We start from the raw sequence: 23,738 nt of genomic DNA on the forward strand, positions 1-23,738 counted from the left end.
TGTCTTTAAACTTCCTAGTGAGATAGTACTAGCCCACAATAAACATGAATTTATCCTGAAATCTTGTTTTGACAGCGCTTTTTTCTGTCAAACTCAGTCCTAGAAAGCTAGACTCTAAGAATATCTTACTATCTGTGTTGCTATGTTAAATACGTTTTTTGTAACCGATCCCGCACCAGAGTTACTACTCAACGGAACTTATGATGCTACGCTTGTGGCGTTATCTGTGCTTGTGGCTGTTATTGCCTCATTTTTTACGCTTATCCAGATCGACTTTGCTGAGCAAAATCAAAATAGCCGTATAAATCGACTCGCAAAATTTGGCGGTGCTGTGGCCATGGCTGGTGGTATTTGGAGTATGCACTTTATTGGCATGCTGGCGTTCTCACTCTGTGTAGAGGTGGATTACGATCCTTGGCTTACTGCGGCGTCCATCTTCCCCGCTTTCTTAGGCTGTTGGGCTGCATTTGATTTGATAACTCGAGCAAATGCCACACTCGCAGTCAAGGGACTCGCTGCCGTCATTTTGGGTGCGGGCATTGGCACCATGCACTATAGCGGTATGGAAGCCATGCAGCTTGGCCCTATGCTGGGTTATGACCCTGCACTTTTTGGTTTATCAATTGTTGTTGCAGTGTCACTCGCCTTCATTGCAATTCAAACGAGAAGTAAACTACGCGATTATGTCAGCGACAACAATATCAGTGTCGTTAGGTGGCTAGGTGCTTTGGCGCTCGGGGCATCAGTGTCGGGAATGCATTACACGGGCATGCAGGCAGCAAAATTTGTATCTGACTCACCCGTTATCAGCCAAGAAATGCAAGATCAGCACACACAGTCACTCGCATTGTTTATTGCTGCTGTCAGTATGATCATTAGCGCTTTATCTGCGCTTATTCATACCGCGAGCAAGTACCGTTCGGTAGCAGCAGATAAAGCCGCGAATGAATCTAGGCTGGCGGCAATTCTAGAAACAGCCGTTGATGGGATCATCACTATCAATGGTGACGGTATTATCAAGAGCTGTAACCCGTTAGTTGAACGAATTTTAGGATGGCCTGAGCGAGAGACACTTGGTCGCAATGTAGCTGTGTTTTTACCTAAAGAAACGCAAACGAAAGTATCATTCGACAGCGCTTACCTTGAACAATTTAAAGGGGTTGGCCGTGAAATCAAGGCGCTACACAAGCAAGGGCACTTGGTGCCTATCCGGTTGGGAATAGGAGAGGTTGAGTTAAAAGATCAAAGTGGGTTTTATGTGGGTTTTATTACTGATTTAACTGCCCAAAAGCAAATGGAAAAAGCGCTGATTGAGCAGGAAACGCGTTATCGGACACTATTAAATAACATGCCTGGCGTGGCGTTTCGTTGCCGGATTGATAGCGAATGGACAATGTCGTTCGTAAGCCCCATTGTCGAGCAGCTTACTGGCTATCGAGCAGAAGAATTTATGTCTGGGCAAGTTCATTTTGCCAGCTTGATTATTGAAGATGACAAAAGCTTAACGCACGATGTGGTTGAACAAGCACTGCAATGCGGCAAAGCGAGTTATTCACAGGAATATCGAATATTACACAAATCTGGGCATACCAAGTGGGTACTCGATAAAGGCTCATTTGAATACGATCAAGCGGGTAAAGTTGAGGGCATTGCAGGCGTATTACTCGATATTAGCGAACGCAAGAACATGGAAGACGAACTACGTACCGCGAAAAGCGTTGCTGAGAGTGCGGCGGCTTCCAAGCAGGCGTTTTTGGCGAACATGAGTCATGAAATTCGTACCCCGATGAATGCCATTTTAGGATTTAGTGAAGTACTTAGAGAGTCTGAGCTGAAGCAAGATCAAAGTAAGCATGTAAATACTATACTTACCAGTGCAAAGGCGCTGCTGCACTTACTTAACGATATTTTAGACTCGGCTAAGCTAGACCAAGGCAAGCTCGACCTAATTGAAAATGATTTCTGTATTTCTGAGTTACTCGACAATGTGGTATCGACGTTTTGGTATCAAGCAAAGAAAAAGGGCTTAAAACTTGAGCTCACGATGAGCCACAGTTTGCATCAAACTTATCATGGTGCTTCTGATCGGTTACGGCAGGTATTAGTTAATTTATTGGGTAATGCCATTAAGTTTACGGCGCAGGGCGGTGTGGAGCTTAGCGTTGAGTCATATCAAGACGATTATGTACTGTTTAAAATTGCGGACACAGGGATAGGGATTGCCAACGATAGACTAGACTCTATTTTCAACCCCTTTGAGCAGGCCGATGAGAGTATGAGTCGCCGCTTTGGTGGCACAGGCCTTGGGACGACCATTAGTCGCCAGTTAGTCGAGTTAATGGGTGGAAAAATATGGGCTCACAGTGAGCTTGGAAAAGGGTCTACTTTCTACTTTACTGTGCCACTTAAGAAAATAGCGGCATTCACAATAGCGCAAGATGTTCATGTCGAGCTTCCCCCGTTAAATATCTTGGTTGCTGATGATATTCAACAAAATACCGAATTGTTGAGCTTATTACTTGAAAAGCAAGGTCATAGTATAGAGGTCGCGGGAGATGGGCTTGAGGCCATCGAAAAAGCAAAAGCGCAACAATACGATCTTATTCTAATGGATATTCATATGCCGGGTTGTGATGGACTTGAGGCGACGCGCGCTATCAAAGCATATGAACGAGAAAATAGGCAACAAGAGACACCGGTAATAGCACTCACCGCGAGTGTGTTAGGCGAGGATAGAGCGGCTGCAAAAGCAGCTGGAATGGCTGCATTTGCCTCAAAACCGGTGGTGATAGAAGACTTAACCCGCACTATTGCTGAAACACTCAATATCAATATTACTCATACGGCGATTGAAGTAAGGCAAACCAGCAACAAACAGCTTATAAATAGAGCTAGAGCAATCAACCTGTGGGGCAGTGAGGCTCGGTTTTTAAAAGAGTTGGCGCGTTTTTGGGATGGTAAAAGAGAGGAAGTGGTAGCGCTCTTTGCTCACGAAGGTCAGTTTACGAATGATGTGCTACAGAGTATTCATACTATCAAAGGCGTTGCCGGAAACTTGGCGTTAGAGACGCTATTTGCTCTGCTAGAGCAAATAGAGCGTAAAAAGGAAGTTGACGAGCGGCTGAGAGCCAAAATGGCGCTCATTATTGAAAAACTAGACGACGTGGTTGGACTGAGTGATGAAGAAGTCGTGACCAACGCGTTGAGTGAGGGCGACGTTTTTTTGTTTAAGCAAAACTTGCCACAAGTAAAAGAAATGATAGATGAGGCGCAAGTCGAGGATGATGTGCTTGACGCATTGTTAGAGAGTGCGCCCCTTACTTACCGAAGCCAGGTAGAGGCGTTGAAACATGCATTGGATGATTTTGAATTTGAACGTGCGGAGGAAATTCTCGCACAATTAATGAGTACTGATGTGTAATGATAAATGACCACAAGCCTCTGATCCTAGCTGTTGACGATGAAGCGACAAATTTGCAAATTCTAAAGCAAACGCTGGGCAATCAATATCGTATGAAGTTTGCAAAGTCAGGAAAGTTGGCGCTGGAGCTAGTAGATAAAGAACTACCTAACTTAATTTTACTCGATGTTATGATGCCAGAAATGACAGGTTTTGAAGTCTGCTCCAAATTAAAAGAAGACCCTACCACGGCGAGGATCCCGGTGATTTTTGTGACCGCCTTGAGTGAAGAGTTTGACGAAGCTCGAGGCTTTGAGTTAGGTGGTGTTGATTACATCACAAAGCCTATCAGCCCTGCGATAACTAGAGCCCGAGTGAAGACGCACTTGTCTTTAGTTAGTGCTACTGAGCTTAAAAGTGCATACGTTGAATTGATGCAGCGGCTCGGTCAGGCAGCGGAATACAAAGACAATGAAACAGGCCAACATATTGCAAGAATGAGCCGCTACTGCTTTGTGCTTGCTAAAGCTTGTAGTTTACCGGAAGCGTATGCGGAAGATTTGATGCTCGCCGCCCGATGCATGATATTGGTAAGGTTGGTATTGCCGACAGCATTTTGCTGAAACCCGGCCGTTTAGATGCCGAAGAGTATGAGGTGATGAAACAACACGCTGAGCTGGGTGCAAATATACTCGCGGACTCTGATTCAAAACTCGTCAAGCTTGCATATTTAATGGCCATGGAGCACCACGAAAAATTTGATGGAAGCGGTTATCCAAAAGGATTAAAGGGGGAAGAAATCTCACTTGAAGGGAGGATCTGTGCGCTTGCGGACGTGTTTGATGCACTTACTTCAAAGCGCCCATACAAAGAGGCTTGGCCTATTGAAAAGGCATTAGCCTTCATTCATTCTGAAAGTGGTAAGCACTTTGACCCAAAATTAGTTGAATTACTCGATGAAAACCTACCAGAAATCCTAAAGATTAAAGCGCAGTATGACTGAGGGAGTTGATCTTCGCTGGCTAATTGAAGATTAATGCTTGTGAGCGTAGAGAGAGGGAGTAGTAAGGCATTTTTAAGTTCTCATATTGTAAAGCATTTGCTATACGAATAATTTGTATCTATATTGGGTTCTAACCATGGAACTATCAACAAGGATACGATTGTGAATTCAGTTTCAACTATGGCAATAAGTCTTACCGCCATGTTAGCGTCACTACCTAGCATCGCCAGCTCAACAAATTTTATGGAGCTTGGATTTGGTCGGTTAGCGTTCGATAGAGTTAGTGAAATTGAGCCTAAAGGCTTTGTCATTACAGCAAATATAGAGTTCGGTGGGCTTTACCTAGAAGGTTCTTCTGCTCTGATGGCTGATGACGTCGCGGTTACCGGAGTAGTTTATGGTGCAGAAGAAGACGTATTAACTACATTAGATTTCGATGTTGACTCTAGAGCTTATACCCTATTGGCCGGTAAGCAGTTTGATTTGAATGATAATAGCCTTATTGATATTTATGGCGGTTATTCTAGGCATAGATTGGAGGTAGCTTATTCAGGCTTAGTCAATACGACGTACTATGATGGTTACACCAATAAAGAGCTTATATTATTTCTTGACCAAGGGGAAAATGAGTCAAGTGATCATTATCATTTAGAAGCTGCTTATGACTATACACATGTAGACCTTAATTTTAGGGTAGGTGTTGGCTTTGAGCGGATCCAGGATGATGAAAGTGAGAATAATTTAGTGTATCTGGCTGAGGTTGGATATCGTTTTACCAATAATATTTCCGCAAATGTGAGCTATAGAAATGCTGAGGTCTACAATACCCTCAGTCTGAATTTGAGGTATAGCTTCTGATATCACAGTTGCTAAGGTCGGCAGGCCCTAGGCAAGATACGATTTCTTAAAATAGAAATCGTATCTACAACGGAATGTATACCTACCTGATTTTTAAACTAAACTTTGCTCTACATACTCAAGTAACAGTTCTTCTGGCATTCGTGTTCACCTCTTTGAACTTTCCTGCCAAATTGAGTTTTCTGTATCGCATCCGAAATTTAATTGTTAATTAAACAAACTGATATTAAAAGTGTTTTTATTCTAGAAACACTTAAACGTGTAACAAAACCTTGTTATGCTTTCACCTTCAATATGTAGATGGATAAGGAGATGATCATGGATTCTACAGTTAAGTTAGCTGCTTGCCTTTCAGTAGCTTTGGTAAGCTCAAGTTGCTGCGCACAATCAAAAGACTATGTTGAGATAGGTTATGGGAAAATCTCAATCAAAGAGCTGAGCGAAATAAAACCAACTGGGGTGGCGCTGAGCGCAAAAAAATCCTTCGAGCAATTTTACCTGCAAGGTACCTATATAATATCGAGTGATAAAAACAGTCAGCAAAATGATATCGCTAGTGGCGTTGGCGCCCGAATCATTGAAACGAAAGTTGATACGGACTGGAAACAATTTACTGTGCTAGTGGGTCACGAATTTCAACTATCAGAGCAATCATGGCTAGATCTATATGGTGGTTACTCTCGACTCAAGTTGCAAATGGATGCAATTGCGGAAGTGGAATATATTATCAATGGCAAATATCGTTATAGAAATGAAGTTGACGTCTCAGCTAATAATGATGCCGATCTTTATCATCTCGAATTGGCTTATGCATTCTCGGTAGACTCATTTGATGCGAGGGCGGGTATAGGTTTTGAACGCATCAATGGTGAGGAAGGAGAAAGTAGTTTTGTGTACCTGGCTGAGATTGGCTATCATTTTACTGATCATATTTCGGCAAATCTAAATTATAGAAATGCTGATGTGTACAACAACGTTGGTTTTAATCTGCGCTATAGCTATTAGTCGTTGAAAAAAGGTGCTTGATGGGCGCACCTTTTTATTTACCCAAGGGTAAGAGCTAACCTTTCTGATAGAAAGGCGTTAATTCTCAGATGCTTAGTTTGTTTGCTAAGCGTATTTATCCATCAACTGCGCATATTGGTAATAAGCTAGTTGCCCCATTCTTCTTAATTGTGGCATTGGAAATTTGGGCAGTGGCTTGGTATAGATGGGTAAATCAGGCACTTTAAAGCCCATTAATTTTTCAGCAAGTCGGATACTTGCCTGTGCACTAAACGCCACTCCCGAGCCACAATATCCAAGCACATATCCGATGTTGTTTTCACTGTAGATATGGGGAAGGTCATCAAGCGCGGCAGCAATATAGCCACTCCAAAAGTAATCAACTTTAACATCGAGGTTAAAAAAGCAATCGTTAAGCGCTGAGCGTAGGTTTTGTTGATATTTTGGATTGTCTTGATCGTATCCAAACACTGCGCCTCGCCCACCAAACAGAATGCGATTATCGGGAAGACGACGATAGTAATACTTAAGCCGCCTAGTATCCATGACGACTTGCTCCGTCATTAAGCCACTGACAGCAAGTTGTTCATCGCTGAGTGGCTCAGTTACGATGATACTACTTAAAATCGGTAGATAACGCCCTTGAGTTAACGGAGAAAATTGTCGTTGGCTGTAGGCATTTGCTGCGATCACGACTTTGTTCGCCGAGACTTTGTGGCCATTCACTTCTAGCTGGTGGTTGCCATTTTGATTCTGGTGGTGGGTGACCAAACTGTTTTCATAAATTTGTACGCCAGCTTGCTGAGCTAATGCCTTGTAACCTAGCAACAGCTTCAAAGGGTGAACACCAAACGCGTTGTCAAATCGCAATGCGCCAAACCCTTGCTGATTGTGCATATAGGTTTCGGTTAGTTGTTGCTGAGATAGTAACTGATGGCTCTTGCTACCCATGGTTGCAGTGAGAAATTCTGACTGTGCCTTTAGTTGCGAAAATGCTTGCTGATTGTGTGCAACTTTTAAATACCCGGATCCCTGCACGTTGCAGTCAATGTAATTAGCGTCAATATGTTCTCGTACTAAAGCAACGGCGTTATTGTACTCTTGATATATGGCTTTACTGACATCCAAACCATACTTTTTAGCCAGTTGCGCATAACCAAGCCGGCCCGTACTTGGTAGCACAAAACCCGCATTTCTCGCGCTCGCGCCAAAGCCAACTTGATTTGCTTCAAATAGGGCAACGCTTTGATGATGAGTGGCTGCCAAATGGTAGGCGGTAAGTAAGCCCGTAAAGCCACCACCGATCACTGCGATATCTACCTGTAATGGTTTATCTAGAGAAGGGTTAGGGGACCTAAAGGGCAGGTTGCAGCCCAGTAGCTGTTGGCAAAAGCTTGGCCTTGGCAATGTGGCTGAGTGAGTGGATCAAACCCTGACATCTTAAAACTCCAATACCATTTCTGCTGCTTGGCAGTGGCATTCAGACCCACAAATAGTACAAACATAGCCGTGATAGATACAGTCATCTAGCCACTTATCATCATGGACTTTGATCAGTTTGCCACCGGCTTTGGTGAAGTATTTAACGGCACCGTTACCTGGGCTTTGTTTCCAAAGATGAGCAACGCCAGCTCTTGCGCCTTGTTGTTTTAGTGCTGTTATTGCGTGTTTTAGTAATTGGGGCCCAATACCTTGGCCCTGTGCGTTCGGTGACACCGCGATACATTTAAAATAGGCCATGTCATTTTGATCGACAGGCCACAAAGACGGTGAACTCCACTTATCTATAGCCCATTGTCCGGCACTATATGATGTTCTAAAACCGAGTAACTCATCGTCATCGCTTAAGGCAACAAAGGAAGCATTTATACCATCTTTACAGCCTTTTTGGCGCATTTGTTCAATGCCTGCGTAATCAAGATAATTATCACCATGAACGAGATTGCCAAGTGCGATAACACGTTCGAAATGTTCTGGTTGTAAAGGAATAATTTTCATAGGCTCTCTGTTGTTGTTATTTACTGTGAGGCATTTTGACTAGCATACCACGTTGGATCATGTACTAAAAACGCTAAGACTCATCGATTTTGGAGGACGTTACTACATATGTTGTAAGAATAAAAAGTGAACAAAATTTGACAGCGATGTCATTTTGTTAATAATTGTTGAATTGATGGGTTTTACTATTAACAACAACATGTAAAGGAAAAGTATGAACAGTCTAAAATTAGCGACCGCAGTTTCGCTTGCCATAACTGCAAGTCAGGTGATGGCCATGAGTCCGCAACCCGATCCACAAAACCCCAATGGTTATATTGTTTCTCGAATAGAATTGAATAATGCCGAAAGCGCGAAAACCAACAACCCGATGTATGCTATTTGGTCTAAAGCACTCGAAACAAGAGACAATACAGTTGTAGAAGCAATTGCGCCGGGCCTTGCCAGTAATCCTGATAATGTAAAAAGAGCTGAACGGGTATTTGGTCAAACCCAGTGGCAATTTCTGACGCAAATGGCGGCACCTGAATACACCTATACGCGCTTTTTGCGTGCTATTGGCAAGTTTCCCGCATTTTGTGGCGACTATACTGATGGCAGAGACGCCGACGCAATCTGTAAACGCTCAATCGTGACTGCATTTGCGCATTTTGCTCAAGAAACGGGGGGCATATTGCCAAAGACAATACTTCTGATAACCCTCTCGGGTTAGAAGAATGGCAACAAGCCTTGGTTCATGTGCGCGAAATGGATTGGTCAGAAGGGCAAGTTGGCTATACCACGGGGTGTGGACAAAATGACTGGCAGAATCGCCGTTGGCCATGTGGAACTGGACAAGGATATTTTGGCCGAGGCGCTAAGCAGCTCTCATATCACTTCAACTATGGCGCATTTAGTGAAGTCATGTTTAATGGTGATGCAACGGTGCTATTAAATAACCCTGGTTTAGTGGCAGACTCTTGGCTAAATTTAGCGTCTGCAATTTGGTTTTTCTTAACTCCGCAAGCGCCAAAACCTGCAATGTTACACGTTATTGATAGGACTTGGACGCCGTCACAACGTGAGAGTGAGGCAGGGATTGGTTATGGCTTTGGTACCACCATTAATATTATTAACGGTGGGATTGAGTGTGGCGCGCAAAATAAAGACAAAGGTCAGCCCGTTAACCGCATTCGTTATTGGGAAGGGCTCTCGCATTATTACAACATCACCATTGAAGCTGATGAAGAAAATACCTGTTGGCAGCAAACACCATACGGTAGCTTAAACCTCGATGGGGCGACTGACGTCCTTTACACCAACTGGGAAGGGGATTGGGCTTATTATGCAGATCGTCCCGGAGGGTATTCATTTGAGTGTAAACTCGTGGGGTATCAAACAGCTTATTCAGCGCTGGTTCCGGGAGATTACGAGAAATGCGTGACAAACTTTTATCAATCACACGCAAGTTGGCCCGAAGTTCGAGTCGTTGATGACTTACCAACCAACCCTACTGAACCGCCAGTGGATGGAGTGCCTGCTTGGGATGCGGACAAGGTTTACCTAAAGGGTGATAGAGCGAGTTATAACGGCGTGATCTACGAAGCAAAATGGTGGACCAAAGGTAATATACCTACTGCCGATGGCTCCAGTCCTTGGTTGGCTGTTAACTAAATAGTGTTGGCGGGTTTCCCGCCTCTATTCTTATTAGATTTATTTTCTCCTAAAACTCGCCTTGTATTACTTTTAGTTCTATTGATTTTTTCAAAATACCCCACTTTATTACAATTGTAATCTTATTTTATAGTTATTTATTTAAGGGTTTTAAACGCTTGTTTATCATTTTTATGGTGGTTTTTAGTTTATTTTTATTTTTTTAATATTTAAAAAAGCTGCTTGTTGTGTTTTTTATTTTGTTTTGTTTTCCGATGGTTTTGGGAGAGGTTTTTTTAACTTAATGAAAATATTGCTAATTTGTATTTTTTTGTTTCGTTTTCTTGAATTTTTCATCTGATTTTTGCTTTGTTGTTTTTTTGTTTTTTATGTGTAAATTTGCTGTGTCTAAAATGTGTTTATATGTATATCTGTAGTTTAAGTTGTAGTTTGCATTACTTTTTTAGTCGGTATAAATCAGAATTTACTTTGATTTTTAAAATAAAAAAGGAAAAATCATGAAAAAAAGGAAAATAACTCCCTTGTTATTGAGCCTTATGCTTGGGTCTACAGTTCAAGCAGCTGAGTTTTACAGTAACTCGTCGGGATCACAGGCGATTAAAGACAGCTATATTATTGTGTACAACACACCGGCTGCTCTAATTAATGCGGATATCACCACCAAAGCGGCATTTACGGAATCGTTAACGACGAAGTTAAGCGCTGAGTTTGGCTTAGATGTTGAGTATCAATATGATAACTTAGCCGGTGTTGCTGTTAAAGCAAGCTCCGAGCAATTATTGAAGCTGCTCTCTCATCCAGATATTAAGTTCATTGAGCAAAATGCGACTTTTAGCATTGATCCACAGTTCTCTGATTTCCACGCGTTACAAAATAACCCTACATGGGGTTTGGATCGCATCGATCAAAGAGATCGTCCATTAGATAAGAAATATGTAGGTGCGAACAACGGTCAAGGTGTAACTGCTTACATAATCGATACTGGGGTGTTAAACAGCCATAATGATTTCGGTGGCCGTGCAAGAAATGGATATGATTTCGTTGATAACGACGCTGTTTCTCAGGATTGTAATGGTCACGGTACACACGTTGCAGGTACGATCGGTGGTTCGCAATATGGGGTTGCCAAAGCCGTAGATTTAGTTGGTGTGCGAGTTCTTAACTGTAGTGGTTCGGGATCGTATGCTGGCGTAATCGCAGGGATCGACTGGGTAGCAGGTAATGCTTCTGGACCATCTGTTGCAAATATGAGTTTGGGAGGCGGTAAATCTCAAGCTGTTAATAACGCAGTAGCAAATGCGGTAAATCGTGGCATTACTTTTGTTGTGGCTGCGGGCAATGACCGTGGTGATGCTTGTTCTAAATCACCAGCAAGCGAGCCTTCTGCAATCACAGTTGCCTCTTCGGATATTAATGACGCAAGATCGGGTTTTTCTAACTACGGGAAGTGTGTCGACGTATTCGCACCTGGATCTTCAATAACGTCTGCATGGATTGGTTCTAATAGTGCAACGAAAACGATTAGCGGTACATCAATGGCATCGCCTCACGTTGCTGGTGTAGCTGCGCTACATTTGTCTAAATCACCAAACCTAAATCCAGCTCAGGTGACTACGGCAATGAGTAATAACGCCTCAAAAAACAAAATTTCGGATGTCGTTGGTTCGCCAAACAAATTGGTCTATGCCAAATTTGAAGACCAACCAGGGGATGGCTTAGTTGAAATAGTCAGTGGTAACAAAGGCCAATCTAAAGTATTCCCTTTCAATGTTGCTTCAGGTACGACCAAATTGGTAGTTAGTTTATCCGGTGGAACGGGTGATGCTGATCTTTATATCAAGCATGGTCAAGAACCTTATCCTATCGATAACGACTGCGCTTCAGAAAATCCAGATACTTCAAACGAATCATGTGTCATCACTAACCCTGCAAATGGCACTTGGTACCTATCAGCCTATGGGTATAGCGCTTTTAATAATGTCACCCTTAAAGCTGAAGCTGTGAAATAAACTTCAATTTACATTAATTACAAGGAAATTTTTCTATGAGATCTTTGATGATTTTATTCACTACGTTGTTTGCACTTGTCGCATTCAAATCAGAAGCAACAATGGATATTGCTGCTTACCAAAGTCAAGCGACTACCGATAATGCCGCTCATGGACGCTGTGCGAAAAAGGCTATTTCAGCGACTGAGTGTGTTAAACGTATAGATTGGGCTGTTCGTGAAGGCTATATCACTGCTAGAGCTGGTGAGTGGGGTAAAGCAAATGGTTTCTATCCAGTTGTTGACTTTTATGACAGAACGGTTGGTGCAGTATGTAAGTGTGGTTGTTTTGAAGCCAATACATTAATCCGTGTCACCAAAGGTGGTGATATTGTCGATGTAGCAGCAAAACATATAGATGATAGCTATGGTTTGGTTGGCCTGGCAAAGGATGCTTCTTTGAGCTTGCTATCGACAAACACGTTTGAAATGAGAGCGCGTACTAAAGGTGCTGAAGAATCAGATCTTTACGTGTTTACTTTAGAAGATGGCTCTGAACTTAAAGTGACTCAGCACCACGGTATGCTTTTAGGCAATGGCGCGATGGTTGCTGCTAAAGATGTTGAGTTAGGCCAAACGATGTTGCGTGCAGATGGCGTTGAGCTTTCAGTTGCTTCAATCACTCGTGAGGCTACCGAGCTGGATGTATACAACTTTGAAACCAATGGTGCGGAAGTAGTAAATCACATCATTATTGCAAACGACATTTTAGTTGGTGATTTGACTTGGCAGAATCAGCTACAAGCTGAATTAGGCCAAGTTGTAGTACGCCAGTAAATAATTCTTCAATCGGGAAGGTTATTCCTTCCCTTTTTCTATCTGTTTGATTTGAAGTTGGGTTGTTATTTGAGACAGCAGTCTTTACTCGTGATTGTATTTTAATCAGTTGAGTCGTTCAGTCGCAAACGCTGCAAATATCGGTGGTGTTTATAGGATGCTTGAAGCGCTGGGGTAGCAATGAGTAAAGTTGCCATTATGAGTAGCGCAGCCCTGATACTGCATAGGCTTTTGAAAAGCTGCTGTAACTATTTTTTATAATGAAGTTGGCACTATTTTCCAGTTCGAACACGAGCAGGTTTTTATCTTCAAATTATCTATCGGTTTAATTTTTAGGTTTTATTTTTATGAAAAAAAGTATTTTGATCACAGTTGTGGTCGCTGTGATAGCACTGGCAGCTTTTAAGTTTAACTTGTTTTCTGTTGCAGAAGTTGGGGCGGGAAATGAGGTAGGAAATAATTCAACAACAGCGCTCACTAAAAGTGAGGAAGTGGAATTAAGTAAACTCGATGAGTTAGATAAAAAGCTTATCAATGAAATCAATACTAAGTTACCTAAAGCCGATCCTAAACTTGCCACCCCTGAGGTTCGATTATTAACGGCTTTTGAGAGAATGCAATTGTCAGTGGGTAAGTTTAATTCTGCCTCTTTTATTAGCGAAGAGATGCAAGACTTATTGCATGACGCCAAGATGATTGAAATTGCAAAACAAAGCCTTGTGGATTATGAGCACGCTGAAAAAACATTTGGGGAACAACAAGCGCTGGTTAGAGTGTTTTCAATTCGTTTGTTAGACGAACTTGCCAAAGCGGGAGAGCCGGGGCCTTTGTATGAGGCTACTGGCCAAGTTGCACACGCATTAAATGCGAAATTGGTAAACGGTGAGACGATTGAAAAGCGCAGAGACCTAGATCTTGAAGATTTGGTTTATGCTTCCATTGCTACCTATGGAGATAAACAAGTGATTGACTCTCCAGAGACTGTAATGATGGAACTCGGATATTATGACGACTTTCATACTGACATCAGGAAGATTTATGCCAATCAATTTGGTGCAATTATCAATCGTAAGAAAAGCGTAGATGAAACAATATTAATAGTACAGAAGTTATTTAAAAAGCAGTCATAAAAATAGTGTTTTAACTTACATCATCAAAAATCAAGAGATTTAAAAGAAGGACTTTGTAATGGGTAACTCCACAAAAGCTGTTTTTTTATTGAGTGCTTTATATGTAGCATCAAGTCATGCCAGTATGCACCCTGTTAAACCATTTGCTCAGCAATATATTTCAGATTCAATTAACTGGATGACGGAGCAAAATATTGCCTGTGATTTGGCCGAACAATCACACCCGATGTGTGATTCTGTCACTGTTCATTTTAATGACGGTAATTATGATCCGCAAAGGACTAAATCGCAGCAGACTGTATTGGTATTAGATTACGGTATGGATTTGCAAACGGTATTGCGTTATCGAAGCCGAGTCATCGCGACGTATAAATATGATCATCAGAGCCAGTCTTTTGTGGCTGATAATCCATCGGTGACTATCTCAAAATTAGGGAAAAAGTTGTTAACTGAGCTTGACGGATTTACTTATCTCAATGGCGAGACAGGGTATACCGAAAGTGGCTTTTTGCCTGCGGCTTGGCTTGGAGAATTAGCGGCTAAATATGTTTCGATAGCGAAACACGATAAATACGATCATATAACTGGAAAGCCGCACTTTAGTCATGGAACTAAGGTTTTTGGTTACTTAGCACAACACAATCCCGATGCCGAGTTTGTCATTGTTGATACTGAGAGCTTTTCTCCATTTATCAACCATAAAGATGCACTTTGTAGCCGTAATATAGAAGAGCTACATACCAAAATGCAAAAGGCTGCAAATTCCTTACGGGCCGATGTTATTGAGCAGCATGGTGTTGAGTATATAAACTATTCAGGCGGTTTTGAAAGAACCGATGTCCGTAATGCTTGGTCTGCTAGCTCATGTAATGGTCAATTGAGCAATAGTACCGCTACCGAATTTGTTAAGAGTATCCAGCCTATTTATGATGTTCTGTTTAACACCCACGGAGTACTAGGCCTTCATGCCGGTGCGATTGGTGCTAGTAGCAGTGAGAACCCCTTAGATGTAACTGATTACCCTAACCGGGTACGTGTAATGTCCTACACCACCGGCTCGGTGGACACCAATATAACGGCTACAGGCGATTTAAATTGGCAAAAGGTGTTTGTAGATCACACTTCTGAGTTTAATGGAGATAAGTATATCGATCTGTATATAAACTTTGGCTATGGTAGAAGCGACTTCTGGGAACAAAATAGTACGCCGAAAATGGCTTCCGATGTTTATGGAATGCGCTACGGAGCTGATTGGGAGTTTCCATCATCCTCTTGGGCTGCGCCGATTGCCACTTCTTATGCGATTTCGACACAAACTCAACTTGAGCATGATAGGCAAATAACTTGGTTTGACCCTGTGCTGTTAAAACAGACTTTGTTACCAACTCAGTGTTTTGACAATGGTGGCTACTTCATCAACTTTAAGTTATCTCAATTCATTCAAAATGGTGAAGGAGTGTGTAGAATTCAAGATCCGTTGAAGCATCGTATTGATGAACTTAATCGTCAAAAGTATCTAAACTAGTAGCTAATTAGGACTTTGTACTAATTTGTTACTTTATGGTGCCTGTTTGACAATCCATGATATAGTCTCTAAGAAAATTTTTTGTTAATTTGTTGTGTTTGAATATTTTGCTTAGTAGGCAAAATATAATGTATCGAGCACCATTCTAAGGATAGGTTTTATGGTTAAAATAACAGGTACTTTATTTGCCGTTTCGTCTTTGTTATTTGTTTCTGGTTGCGGTGGTGGGAGTGATTCAAATGACCCTGTACCGGATCCGATTAAACCGCCGCCAGATCCAGTTATAGTTGAGCCCGATCCCAGCGTGTTTATGGACGCAATTGAGCTGCAGGGAAAGCAGTATGTCGCTGATGCAATTGAAGTAATAACGTCGGAAGGCATAAACTGTGCAAATACGACAGCGACTCATGAGATGTGCGATATCGTTAACGTAAAGTTTAACGATGGGGTGTTTGACCAATCTCGGACAAAACCATCGCAAACATTGCTAGTTTTAGATTACGGAATGGACTTTCATACGGCGCTTAGATACCGATCTCGAGTTAAAGCTGCGTTTAAATATGACCCTCAATCCAAAACTTTTATCGCGGATAACCCAGAGGTAAACCTTTCAAAGCTGGGAGTTAAACTTTTAACAGAGGTCAATCAGTTTACCTTTACGAATGAAAAATTTGACTCTCCGCAGCCAGCATTTCTACCCGCCGCGTGGTTATCTGATCTCGCTATTAAATATAGGGCGGTAGTGCCTGCTGATAAAGCAGATAGAGTCACGAAGCGCAATTTTAATAGTCATGGCACTAAGGTATTTGGTTATCTTGCTCAGCATAACCCTGAGGCAGAGTTTGTTGCTATTGATACTGAGTCTTTCTCACCTTTTATTCAGCATAAAAACGCGCTCTGTGCGCAAGATGTCAGTGAATTTTCTCGTTTCATGACAAGTGCAGCAAGCTCGTTAACTGCAGATATTATTGAAGCGAACGAAGTTGAATTTATTAACTATTCGGGCGGCTTTACGCTACAAGATGTGTATATCGCATGGGAGCAAAATGCGTGTGCGGGAGAGCTGAATAACGCAAAAGCTACTGAATTTTTATATGCTTTAAAGCCTGTTTATGAGGCAATATTTGGCTCACCCAGAGCGCTTGCATTTCATGCAGGCAATATTGATGCTGTGACAAGCAATGATGAATTGGATCTCATGCCATTTAGCAATCGAGTTCGGGTTTATCAGTATTCTACTTCAGCAAAAAACACGACAATTCAGCCATTTGGAAAGTCTGAGTGGCAACAGGTTTATGTCGAGCAGCCAGACAGTTTTGTCGGCAATGAAAGCATCGATTTGTATATTAATGTTGGTTATGACCCATACGACAGCACGGAAAAAAATAGTACGCCTAAAATGGAACCTGATGTGCTTGGTATGCGCTATGGTGTAGAGCAAGCCTTGTATGGCTCCTCTTGGACAACACCAGTTGCAACATCATACGCGATAAATGAGCAGGTAAAGCTTGCTACTGAAACGGGTGTGAGTACCTTTAACCCTCAGGTGTTAAAAACAAGACTACTACCAGACTCTTGTAATGATTCTGGCGGCTATCAAGGAAATGAGGCGCTCGCTAAGTTTATTGAGCAAGGGCAGGGGATGTGTCGTATTCAGGACCCATTGCGTCACCGAGCTGATGAGCTGAATCGTATCGGATATTTGAGCCGGTAATCGACCCGCTGTAATAATGTAAAAATGAATCGAAGTCGCATGTTGTTGTGTGCTTCGATTCATTACCTTATTTCCGCTGAAGATCATAAACTTCAATTGATGCTCTTCTATATGCGCGCTAAAATAGTGTTTTAGCAATAATCGAGACCATATTGTGTCTGTAACTCGCTCGTTAGTCCAAACTCTGTCTGAGTGCATTGAACATGTGCTAGATACTTCTCTTCATGCCGATAAAGCATTAACTCAACTGCTCCAGAATAACCCTCAGTGGAACCTTGATGAAAGGCAGTATGTGGTGAGCAACTATTATCATATTTTCCGTTTTAAACGGTTACTGGCTTACCTACTTGAGCATGAAGAAATGCCGCTAGATGGTTTTGGCTACTGGTTAACTTGCCAAGTTGTTACAGGGCAGCCGCTGCCGGAGTGGGTGGATACTGAGCGTTATAATCAGGAACAGCTACAAAGCTTAATTGAGCAGGCACCTCAGGCCGTTCGTCTATCTTTACCTGATTGGTTGCATGAGGTTGCATCTGAACAACTGGGCGAGCAGTGGCCTGCGGTTGCATCCGCGCTAAATCAGAGTGCTCAGCAATATTTGCGAGTCAATAGCCTAAAAAGCGATATTGCGACAGTGACAGAGTCTCTGGCAAAAGAAGGGATCAAGGTTTCACACGTTGCGCTTGATTCTCATATCGCGCTAAAAGTTGAGTCCAATAGCCATCTGTTCCGCTCTCAAGCATTTCAGTCTGGTTGGTTTGAAATGCAAGATGCAGGCTCTCAGCAAATCGTGCCTTTTTTAGAAATACAGCCTGGTCATAAGGTGGTTGATGCCTGTGCAGGCGCCGGTGGCAAGAGTTTGCATATTGCTGCGCTGATGGAGAATAAAGGGCGCTTGTTATCTATGGATATCCATGAACATAAGCTTGAAACACTGAAACAACGAGCGAAACGTGCGGGCGTGCATGTGGCTGAAACACGCGTTATTCAAAACAATAAAACTATTAAGCGCCAAAAAGAGAAGTTTGATCGGGTGCTACTGGATGTGCCGTGCTCAGGTCTTGGCGTATTAAAGCGTAATCCAGATGCAAAGTGGCACTTGAATTCGCAAAATTTGGACACACTTATTGCTTTGCAAACCGATGTGCTAGCGCGTTACAGCCAAATGTGTAAGGTGGGCGGCAAACTGGTGTATGCAACTTGCTCAATTCTACCTTCTGAAAATGAGCAGCAGGTTGAACGCTTTTTGGCAAATAACCCCAATTGGCAGTTAGAAGATTCTCTACGTTTACTTCCAGGAGTAAATTCGGAATTTGACGGTTTTTATGCCGCACGATTAGTAAAAAATAGTTAGGAAACAAGATGAATCCAATCATTGCATTACTTAAAGAGCACAATATTTCGGATGAACAGATCCAAGCGGTATTTACCCAGCTGACTGAAAATCCAATGATGGCGATGGCGACTATTCAGCAACTAGGTATTCCACCCGAAAAGCTTCAACAGTTGATGGCTTTGGTAATGCAAAATCCTGCATTGATCAAAGAAGCAGTTAACGAATTAGGTCTTGATTTTGAAAAGGTTGAGGCTGCAAAAGCACAGCTAAAACAGTAGCATTAATGGCTAGGCCCTAGACAAGCTCAGCCTTGTCTAGGGTCTAGCTAAATAGCTCACATACAGATCAAATTTTGTGAGTAAAACCACTGTATACCCCAAACAAAAATGCGAAAATAACAGAAAATAGTGACGAGCCTATCGCGTAGGCAAGTGCTGCCTTACCCCAATTTTTCCACTTTACAAGCCCATGTTCCGCCATTTTATAGTTAAGTACTATGCTGTACAAACCAGAAAATAAGAGCGAAAGAATTGCGAACAGCTGCTCGCCGAATATACCCAACATTAGTGGAATTGAGAATAGCAGGACGCTTAGGGTTAAAATGAGTAGGTGTCCTATCGTGTACTCCAGCATTGTGTAGGGCGCAGAACGATATACTAGCTTAGAGGCTAATCCGAGTAAAAATGCCAGAATAAAGACGCGATAAACATGAGTTGCCTCATAAAGTGCGATTTCAGATTGCCATTTGAGCTGATCTTTCGATTCCAAAAGTTGACTGCTGGGCATGAAACTGATTTCAAGTAGATGCGAGGCAAGCACGATCACTGTGAGTAGAATAAAACTAAACTTGAAGGGATTACCAAAGCGACTTCTCTGTCCATTCAGATATCCAAGAATGGTCTTAAAAGGTCGAAGCAATAATCCAAAAAGTAATTTAAAAAAAGGGGATTCGAGTTCAAGCAGTGCGCTTTGAAGCAAAATGCGTAAGTGTTTAAAGGTCAATCTCGACGCTTTTTTCTGTCCGCAACCTGAGCAGTACTCGCCAACAAGTTGAGTGTGACAATTTAAACAGTGCGATTGATTGTCAAAATTTGCGTGATCCATAGATGCATTTATTATTTTTTAATATCGATGAATGCTACCTTTTTTTGTCTCTAATAATCAAACAAAATAGCTGTTAAGGCCCACTTTTCCAGTACCCCATCTGAACTTATCGTAGTGAGCACATTGTTATCGGAGATGTGCACATCATAAACGGTGCTGCCCAAATTCAGTTGTGCAATTGGCCAACTGACAATCTCTTTTCCCGACGTTAATTCCCATAGCGAAATATATTCCTTGGAAGAGGTGGTTAGCAGAAACTTGTCGTCAGCTACGAATTGTGCACTTCGGAAAAACTTGAAGCGCTGAGGATAGGATAGAGATAACACTGCTTGACCTGTGCGCGTATCAATGAATTTTTGGTCTTGCAGGGCGTCAGATACGAACAGCCAGTTTTCATTTTGTGATAATGCCAAACTGGTAATACGATGAGGCAGCTCATAGTCTACAGTGACTTCTTTACTAGTTAACTCAAGCCTTTTAGCGTGGCCATCTAAAGAGGCCGAGTAGAGCGAGGTCAAGTTACGATTAAAAATCAAATGTGTAATGCTACTTTCGTGAAGGTTTATTGTGGTGATGATTTGCTCATCTAAACTCAAAAGTAGTACGCTGCCGTCATTGTAGCCAAGGGCGATAAACTGCTCGTCGCTGGACCACTGGGCCTTGGTAACGCGGATAAACGAGTCAAACTCAGGTAATGGATAACTGACAACTTCGTTTGAGTGCAATTGCCAGATGTTGAGTTGGGTGTCCGAAATACTCAGAATACTGCGCTTGCTCGGCGCTATTAAAGCGTCACGAAAAGTAAGTTGGTATTTACTTCCTTCGATTTGTTTAATGAGCTGTTGGCTTTGGTTATCCCATACTTGTAGTAAATGATCGTCAATGAGTAACAAGGTTAGCGCCGCGTCACTAGAAAGTTGGGCGAGGCTAACCGGCAACTGAGTCAATTGTATTTGCTCTGTTGGCTCTAGAGTTTGCCTTTTGCTACATCCTGTGAGGATAAGCAAAGCGACTATCATTGCGTAAAAAGCGAGTCTCATTCTATACCTTAAGTTTTAGCCTTTCCCTCTTTCTTAAAGAAAGTTAAACACATTCTAATGACAGTACCAAAAATGGCTTGTGCTGTATTTATATATCGGCGTAAGGTAAAGCTCCATTAATATTAACCTTGGAGTAGGGAATGAAAGGGTTTCTTGGTTTAATGTTACTTGCCGCAATTTGGGGTGGCTCATTTTTATTTATGAAGGTGGCTGCCGGTGTCCTTGGCCCAGCTGTACTCATTGAATTTAGAGTCTTATTTGGTGCGCTAACGCTCGCCGCGGTTGCTTTAGTATTAAAGCGCAATTTACATTTTTGGCAATATAAAAAGCACTTTTTAATCCTTGGACTGTTTAACTCAGCGTTACCTTTTATGCTATTCGCTTATGCCGTGCAAACGCTTGATGCTTCTATGCTCTCAATTTTAAATTCAACTGCACCATTTTGGGGTGTGCTAATCAGTGTGTTTTGGCTAAAAGTGCCGACTCAAAAGTCGGTGTGGCTAGGTTGTGGGTTTGGGATTGCAGGTGTTATCACGCTAGTCGGGTTGGATAGCACCGTACTGGATGAGGGCGTATGGCTGCCTATTATTGCAACCTTGTGTGCGACTTTGAGCTATGCGGTGGCCTCTCATTACACCAAAACGGCACCAAAAATGAGCGCATTTAATCATGCCCATGGTAACTTATGGGCTCTGCGCTATTGGTGTTGCCGTTTATTTGGTTTATGCCAATGAGGGAAATGCCTGACTCTACAGTGATAAGTGCGGTAGTCGGTCTTGGCGTATTATGCACGGGCGTTGCCTATATTCTCTATTTTAAGTTAGTTGAAGATCTTGGCGCTGCGTCTGCTTTATCCGTTACCTTTTTAATTCCCGTGTTTGGGATTTTATGGGGACATCTCTTTTTACAAGAGCAAATAGGTGCTAACACAATCCTTGGCAGTATTTTAGTCTTGCTTGGAGTCAGCCTAGTAACTGGACTACATGAAAAGATATTCCCGCCAAAAGCGATAAAGAAATTGTAGGTGAGAAAAGTGGTGGCCCTTTAACATGGTGCGGCCAAAAAAGCGCTCCTCAGAAACGATAAAAGGGCCTAAAGGCCCTTTGGTGAAGTATCGTTCAAGTTAGTGTGGTCACTTTAACCCCTTAAAGCAACCAACCAATTGTTTTGCAACTGCGGCTTATCTCAATAAGTTTCTAAGCTAGCGAGAGGAAGAAACCTGCAATTGCTGCACTCATGAGGTTAGCCATAGACCCTGCTAACACTGCTCTGAGCCCTAGGCGAGCGATATCCTTTCTACGACTTGGGGCCATACCACCAAGTCCGCCTAGTAAGATGGCAATCGACGATAAGTTAGCAAATCCACATAAAGCAAATGTGACAATCGCTTGAGTGTGCGTGCTCAACGTATCGCGATAATTCATATAATCTAGGTAGGCAACAAACTCGTTAACTACCAATTTTTGGCCGATAAAACTACCTGCCGTCACGGCTTCCGACCAAGGTACCCCAAGTAGCCAAGCAACAGGGGCAAAGACGTAGCCTAAAATTTCTTGTAGCGTCAGTGTTGGGTAATCAAAAATTCCACCAATACTGCCTAGTAAACCGTTTAGTAGCGCAATAAGTGCCACAAACGCAAGTAGCATCGCACCTACGTTCAGTGCTAAGTGCATACCGCTTGATGCACCTGATGCTGCTGCGTCAATTACGTTTACTGGTTTATCATCACCACTATCTACATCAGATAGGTTTTCGTGTGGCTTCTCGGTTTCTGGCACAATCATTTTTGCCATTAAGAAACCACCAGGAGCTGCCATAAAGCTCGCGGCAATGAGGTATTTAAGCTCAACACCAATCGCCACATAGCCCGCCATAACGGAACCTGCTACCGTCGCCAAACCGCCCACCATAACTGCAAACAACTCTGATTGCGTCATTTTTGGAATAAACGGTTTTACGATCAAAGGGGCTTCCGTTTGGCCGACAAAAATATTTGCCGTAGCTGAAAGCGACTCTGGTCGTGACGTTTGCAGCAGCTTTTGCAAGCCACCACCTAAAATTTTAATGATCCAGTTCATGATACCAAGGTGATACAACACAGCAACGAGTGCCGAGAAGAACACGATCACTGGTAATACCTGAATCGCAAAGATAAACCCTAGCGAGTCTTGTTTGGCTAATGGCCCGAACAAGAAACCGATACCGTCATTAGCATAGCTAATCACTTTGGCAACCGCGCTAGACATTGAAGCTAATACATTTTTGCCTGCTTCAATAAAGAGTACAAAGCCACCAATAAGGACTTGCAATAAAAATGCAACGCCTACGGTACGCTTATTAATAGCACTGCGATTTGTCGAACACGCAAATGCTACGCCTAGGAGCATCATCATGCCCACTAAGCTCATAATTGTTGTCATGCCAATTTCCCGTTATTCTTGTAGCAAATATTTTATTTTACTTTTAATAATATCAATCGCAACGCGATTCATACCGCCACGGGTCACAACCAAGTCGGCATTATGCTTGGATGGCTCGATAAACTGATAAAACATCGGTCTTACCGTCGCCTGATATTGTTCTACCACAGATGACAGACTTCTTCCTCTGTGCTCTATATCTCTTTGCATGCGACGCAGCAAACAAATATCCAAAGGTGTATCAATAAACACCTTGATATCAAACTCTTCACTTAATGCAGGATCGCTCAGTAGTAATATACCCTCGACGATTAGTATCTTAGCAGGATTTACTATTCGGGTTTTATCACTACGTGTATGCTGTCCGTAATCGTAGGTAGGAACCTCTACGGATTCACCTAGGCGAAGCTTAGTTAAATGCTCGCGTAACAGCTCGTGTTCAAACGCATCAGGATGATCATAATTCGTTTGAGTACGATGCTCTATAGGTAAATGCGATTGATCTTTATAATAGGCGTCCTCTTCGATTACCGCGATAGTGCCTGAGGCAAGCTCATTCACTAATTCGTTGTAGATCGTTTGACTAAAAAGAGACTTACCAGACGCAGATGCGCCAGCTATGGCTATAATAGTTCGTGTCACTAAAGTTCACACCCAGCAGTTGTTTATGTTGGAAGATCACAATAGCAAAAAAGACACGATTAATCTCTTTTGCCTCGCTTAATGAG

The 23,738-nt window shown here is 42.4% G+C and carries 15 protein-coding genes and 4 pseudogenes; 13 read left to right on the forward strand and 6 right to left on the reverse strand.

From position 1 onward, the window contains the following. The first annotated feature begins 142 nt into the window (after window positions 1-142). The 4 genes and pseudogenes from B1L02_RS22430 (at window position 143) to B1L02_RS24830 (ending at window position 6,266) form a co-directional block, all read left to right on the forward strand. Window positions 143-3,421: an MHYT domain-containing protein gene (locus B1L02_RS22430; RefSeq protein WP_088532946.1), complete on the forward strand. Its 3,279-nt coding sequence runs from the start codon at window positions 143-145 to the stop codon at window positions 3,419-3,421. Continuing rightward, window positions 3,421-4,403 (forward strand): annotated as a pseudogene (locus tag B1L02_RS22435) (response regulator). Before B1L02_RS22430 ends, B1L02_RS22435 begins: the two are co-directional and overlap by 1 nt. Window positions 4,404-4,565: 162 nt before the next feature. Further along, window positions 4,566-5,261, forward strand: a complete 696-nt coding sequence (locus B1L02_RS22440) for a hypothetical protein (protein WP_223192144.1) — start codon at window positions 4,566-4,568, stop codon at window positions 5,259-5,261. Between the two features lie 318 nt (window positions 5,262-5,579). Next, the gene (locus tag B1L02_RS24830) at window positions 5,580-6,266 is read left to right on the forward strand and encodes a porin (protein ID WP_223192143.1); all 687 of its coding nucleotides are present in this window, start codon (window positions 5,580-5,582) and stop codon (window positions 6,264-6,266) included. Window positions 6,267-6,371: 105 nt separating this feature from the next. Here B1L02_RS24830 and B1L02_RS22455 read toward each other — a convergent pair. Together B1L02_RS22455 and B1L02_RS22460 are read right to left on the reverse strand one after the other, a co-directional pair. Further along, window positions 6,372-7,705, reverse strand: a pseudogene (locus tag B1L02_RS22455) (NAD(P)/FAD-dependent oxidoreductase). A 1-nt stretch (window position 7,706) separates the two neighbouring features. After that, window positions 7,707-8,264, reverse strand: a complete 558-nt coding sequence (locus B1L02_RS22460; RefSeq protein WP_088532948.1) for a GNAT family N-acetyltransferase — start codon at window positions 8,262-8,264, stop codon at window positions 7,707-7,709. Between the two features lie 214 nt (window positions 8,265-8,478). Here B1L02_RS22460 and B1L02_RS22465 point away from each other — a divergent pair. The 8 genes and pseudogenes from B1L02_RS22465 (at window position 8,479) to B1L02_RS22500 (ending at window position 18,724) form a co-directional block, all read left to right on the forward strand. Continuing rightward, window positions 8,479-9,917 (forward strand): annotated as a pseudogene (locus B1L02_RS22465) (chitinase). Between the two features lie 497 nt (window positions 9,918-10,414). Next, window positions 10,415-11,926: a S8 family peptidase gene (locus B1L02_RS22470; protein ID WP_088532949.1), complete on the forward strand. Its 1,512-nt coding sequence runs from the start codon at window positions 10,415-10,417 to the stop codon at window positions 11,924-11,926. Between the two features lie 35 nt (window positions 11,927-11,961). Beyond that, the gene (locus tag B1L02_RS22475; protein ID WP_088532950.1) at window positions 11,962-12,741 is read left to right on the forward strand and encodes a Hint domain-containing protein; all 780 of its coding nucleotides are present in this window, start codon (window positions 11,962-11,964) and stop codon (window positions 12,739-12,741) included. Between the two features lie 347 nt (window positions 12,742-13,088). Then, window positions 13,089-13,871, forward strand: coding sequence for a hypothetical protein (locus tag B1L02_RS22480; protein ID WP_088532951.1), 783 nt, complete (start codon window positions 13,089-13,091; stop codon window positions 13,869-13,871). Window positions 13,872-13,929: 58 nt separating this feature from the next. Beyond that, entirely contained in the window at window positions 13,930-15,396 is a 1,467-nt protein-coding gene (locus tag B1L02_RS22485; protein WP_088532952.1) for a hypothetical protein, read from the forward strand. 160 nt (window positions 15,397-15,556) lie between these two features. Beyond that, entirely contained in the window at window positions 15,557-17,110 is a 1,554-nt protein-coding gene (locus tag B1L02_RS22490; protein ID WP_088532953.1) for a hypothetical protein, read from the forward strand. A 154-nt stretch (window positions 17,111-17,264) separates the two neighbouring features. After that, on the forward strand, window positions 17,265-18,464 hold the full coding sequence (locus tag B1L02_RS22495) for an RsmB/NOP family class I SAM-dependent RNA methyltransferase (RefSeq protein ID WP_223192142.1): 1,200 nt from the start codon (window positions 17,265-17,267) through the stop codon (window positions 18,462-18,464). 8 nt (window positions 18,465-18,472) lie between these two features. Next, window positions 18,473-18,724 (forward strand): DUF2999 family protein, encoded by a 252-nt coding sequence (locus B1L02_RS22500; protein WP_039496508.1) that lies wholly within the window; start codon window positions 18,473-18,475, stop codon window positions 18,722-18,724. A 67-nt stretch (window positions 18,725-18,791) separates the two neighbouring features. On the opposite strand, the gene B1L02_RS22505 is transcribed toward B1L02_RS22500, so the two are convergent. Further along, the gene (locus tag B1L02_RS22505; protein ID WP_232003196.1) at window positions 18,792-19,550 is read right to left on the reverse strand and encodes a DUF3667 domain-containing protein; all 759 of its coding nucleotides are present in this window, start codon (window positions 19,548-19,550) and stop codon (window positions 18,792-18,794) included. 50 nt (window positions 19,551-19,600) lie between these two features. Beyond that, complete coding sequence (locus tag B1L02_RS22510; RefSeq protein WP_088532954.1) at window positions 19,601-20,590, reverse strand: WD40 repeat domain-containing protein; 990 nt, start codon at window positions 20,588-20,590, stop codon at window positions 19,601-19,603. Window positions 20,591-20,730: 140 nt separating this feature from the next. Here B1L02_RS22510 and B1L02_RS22515 point away from each other — a divergent pair. Further along, window positions 20,731-21,614 (forward strand): annotated as a pseudogene (locus B1L02_RS22515) (DMT family transporter). Between the two features lie 172 nt (window positions 21,615-21,786). On the opposite strand, the gene B1L02_RS22520 reads toward B1L02_RS22515, so the two are convergent. Beyond that, on the reverse strand, window positions 21,787-23,010 hold the full coding sequence (locus B1L02_RS22520; RefSeq protein ID WP_010369948.1) for a NupC/NupG family nucleoside CNT transporter: 1,224 nt from the start codon (window positions 23,008-23,010) through the stop codon (window positions 21,787-21,789). A 12-nt stretch (window positions 23,011-23,022) separates the two neighbouring features. Further along, entirely contained in the window at window positions 23,023-23,652 is a 630-nt protein-coding gene (gene udk, locus B1L02_RS22525) for a uridine kinase (RefSeq protein ID WP_010603723.1), read from the reverse strand. Window positions 23,653-23,738: the final 86 nt, after the last annotated feature.

This window comes from Pseudoalteromonas piscicida (genome assembly GCF_002208135.1).
Classification (GTDB): Bacteria; Pseudomonadota; Gammaproteobacteria; order Enterobacterales; family Alteromonadaceae; genus Pseudoalteromonas; species Pseudoalteromonas piscicida_A.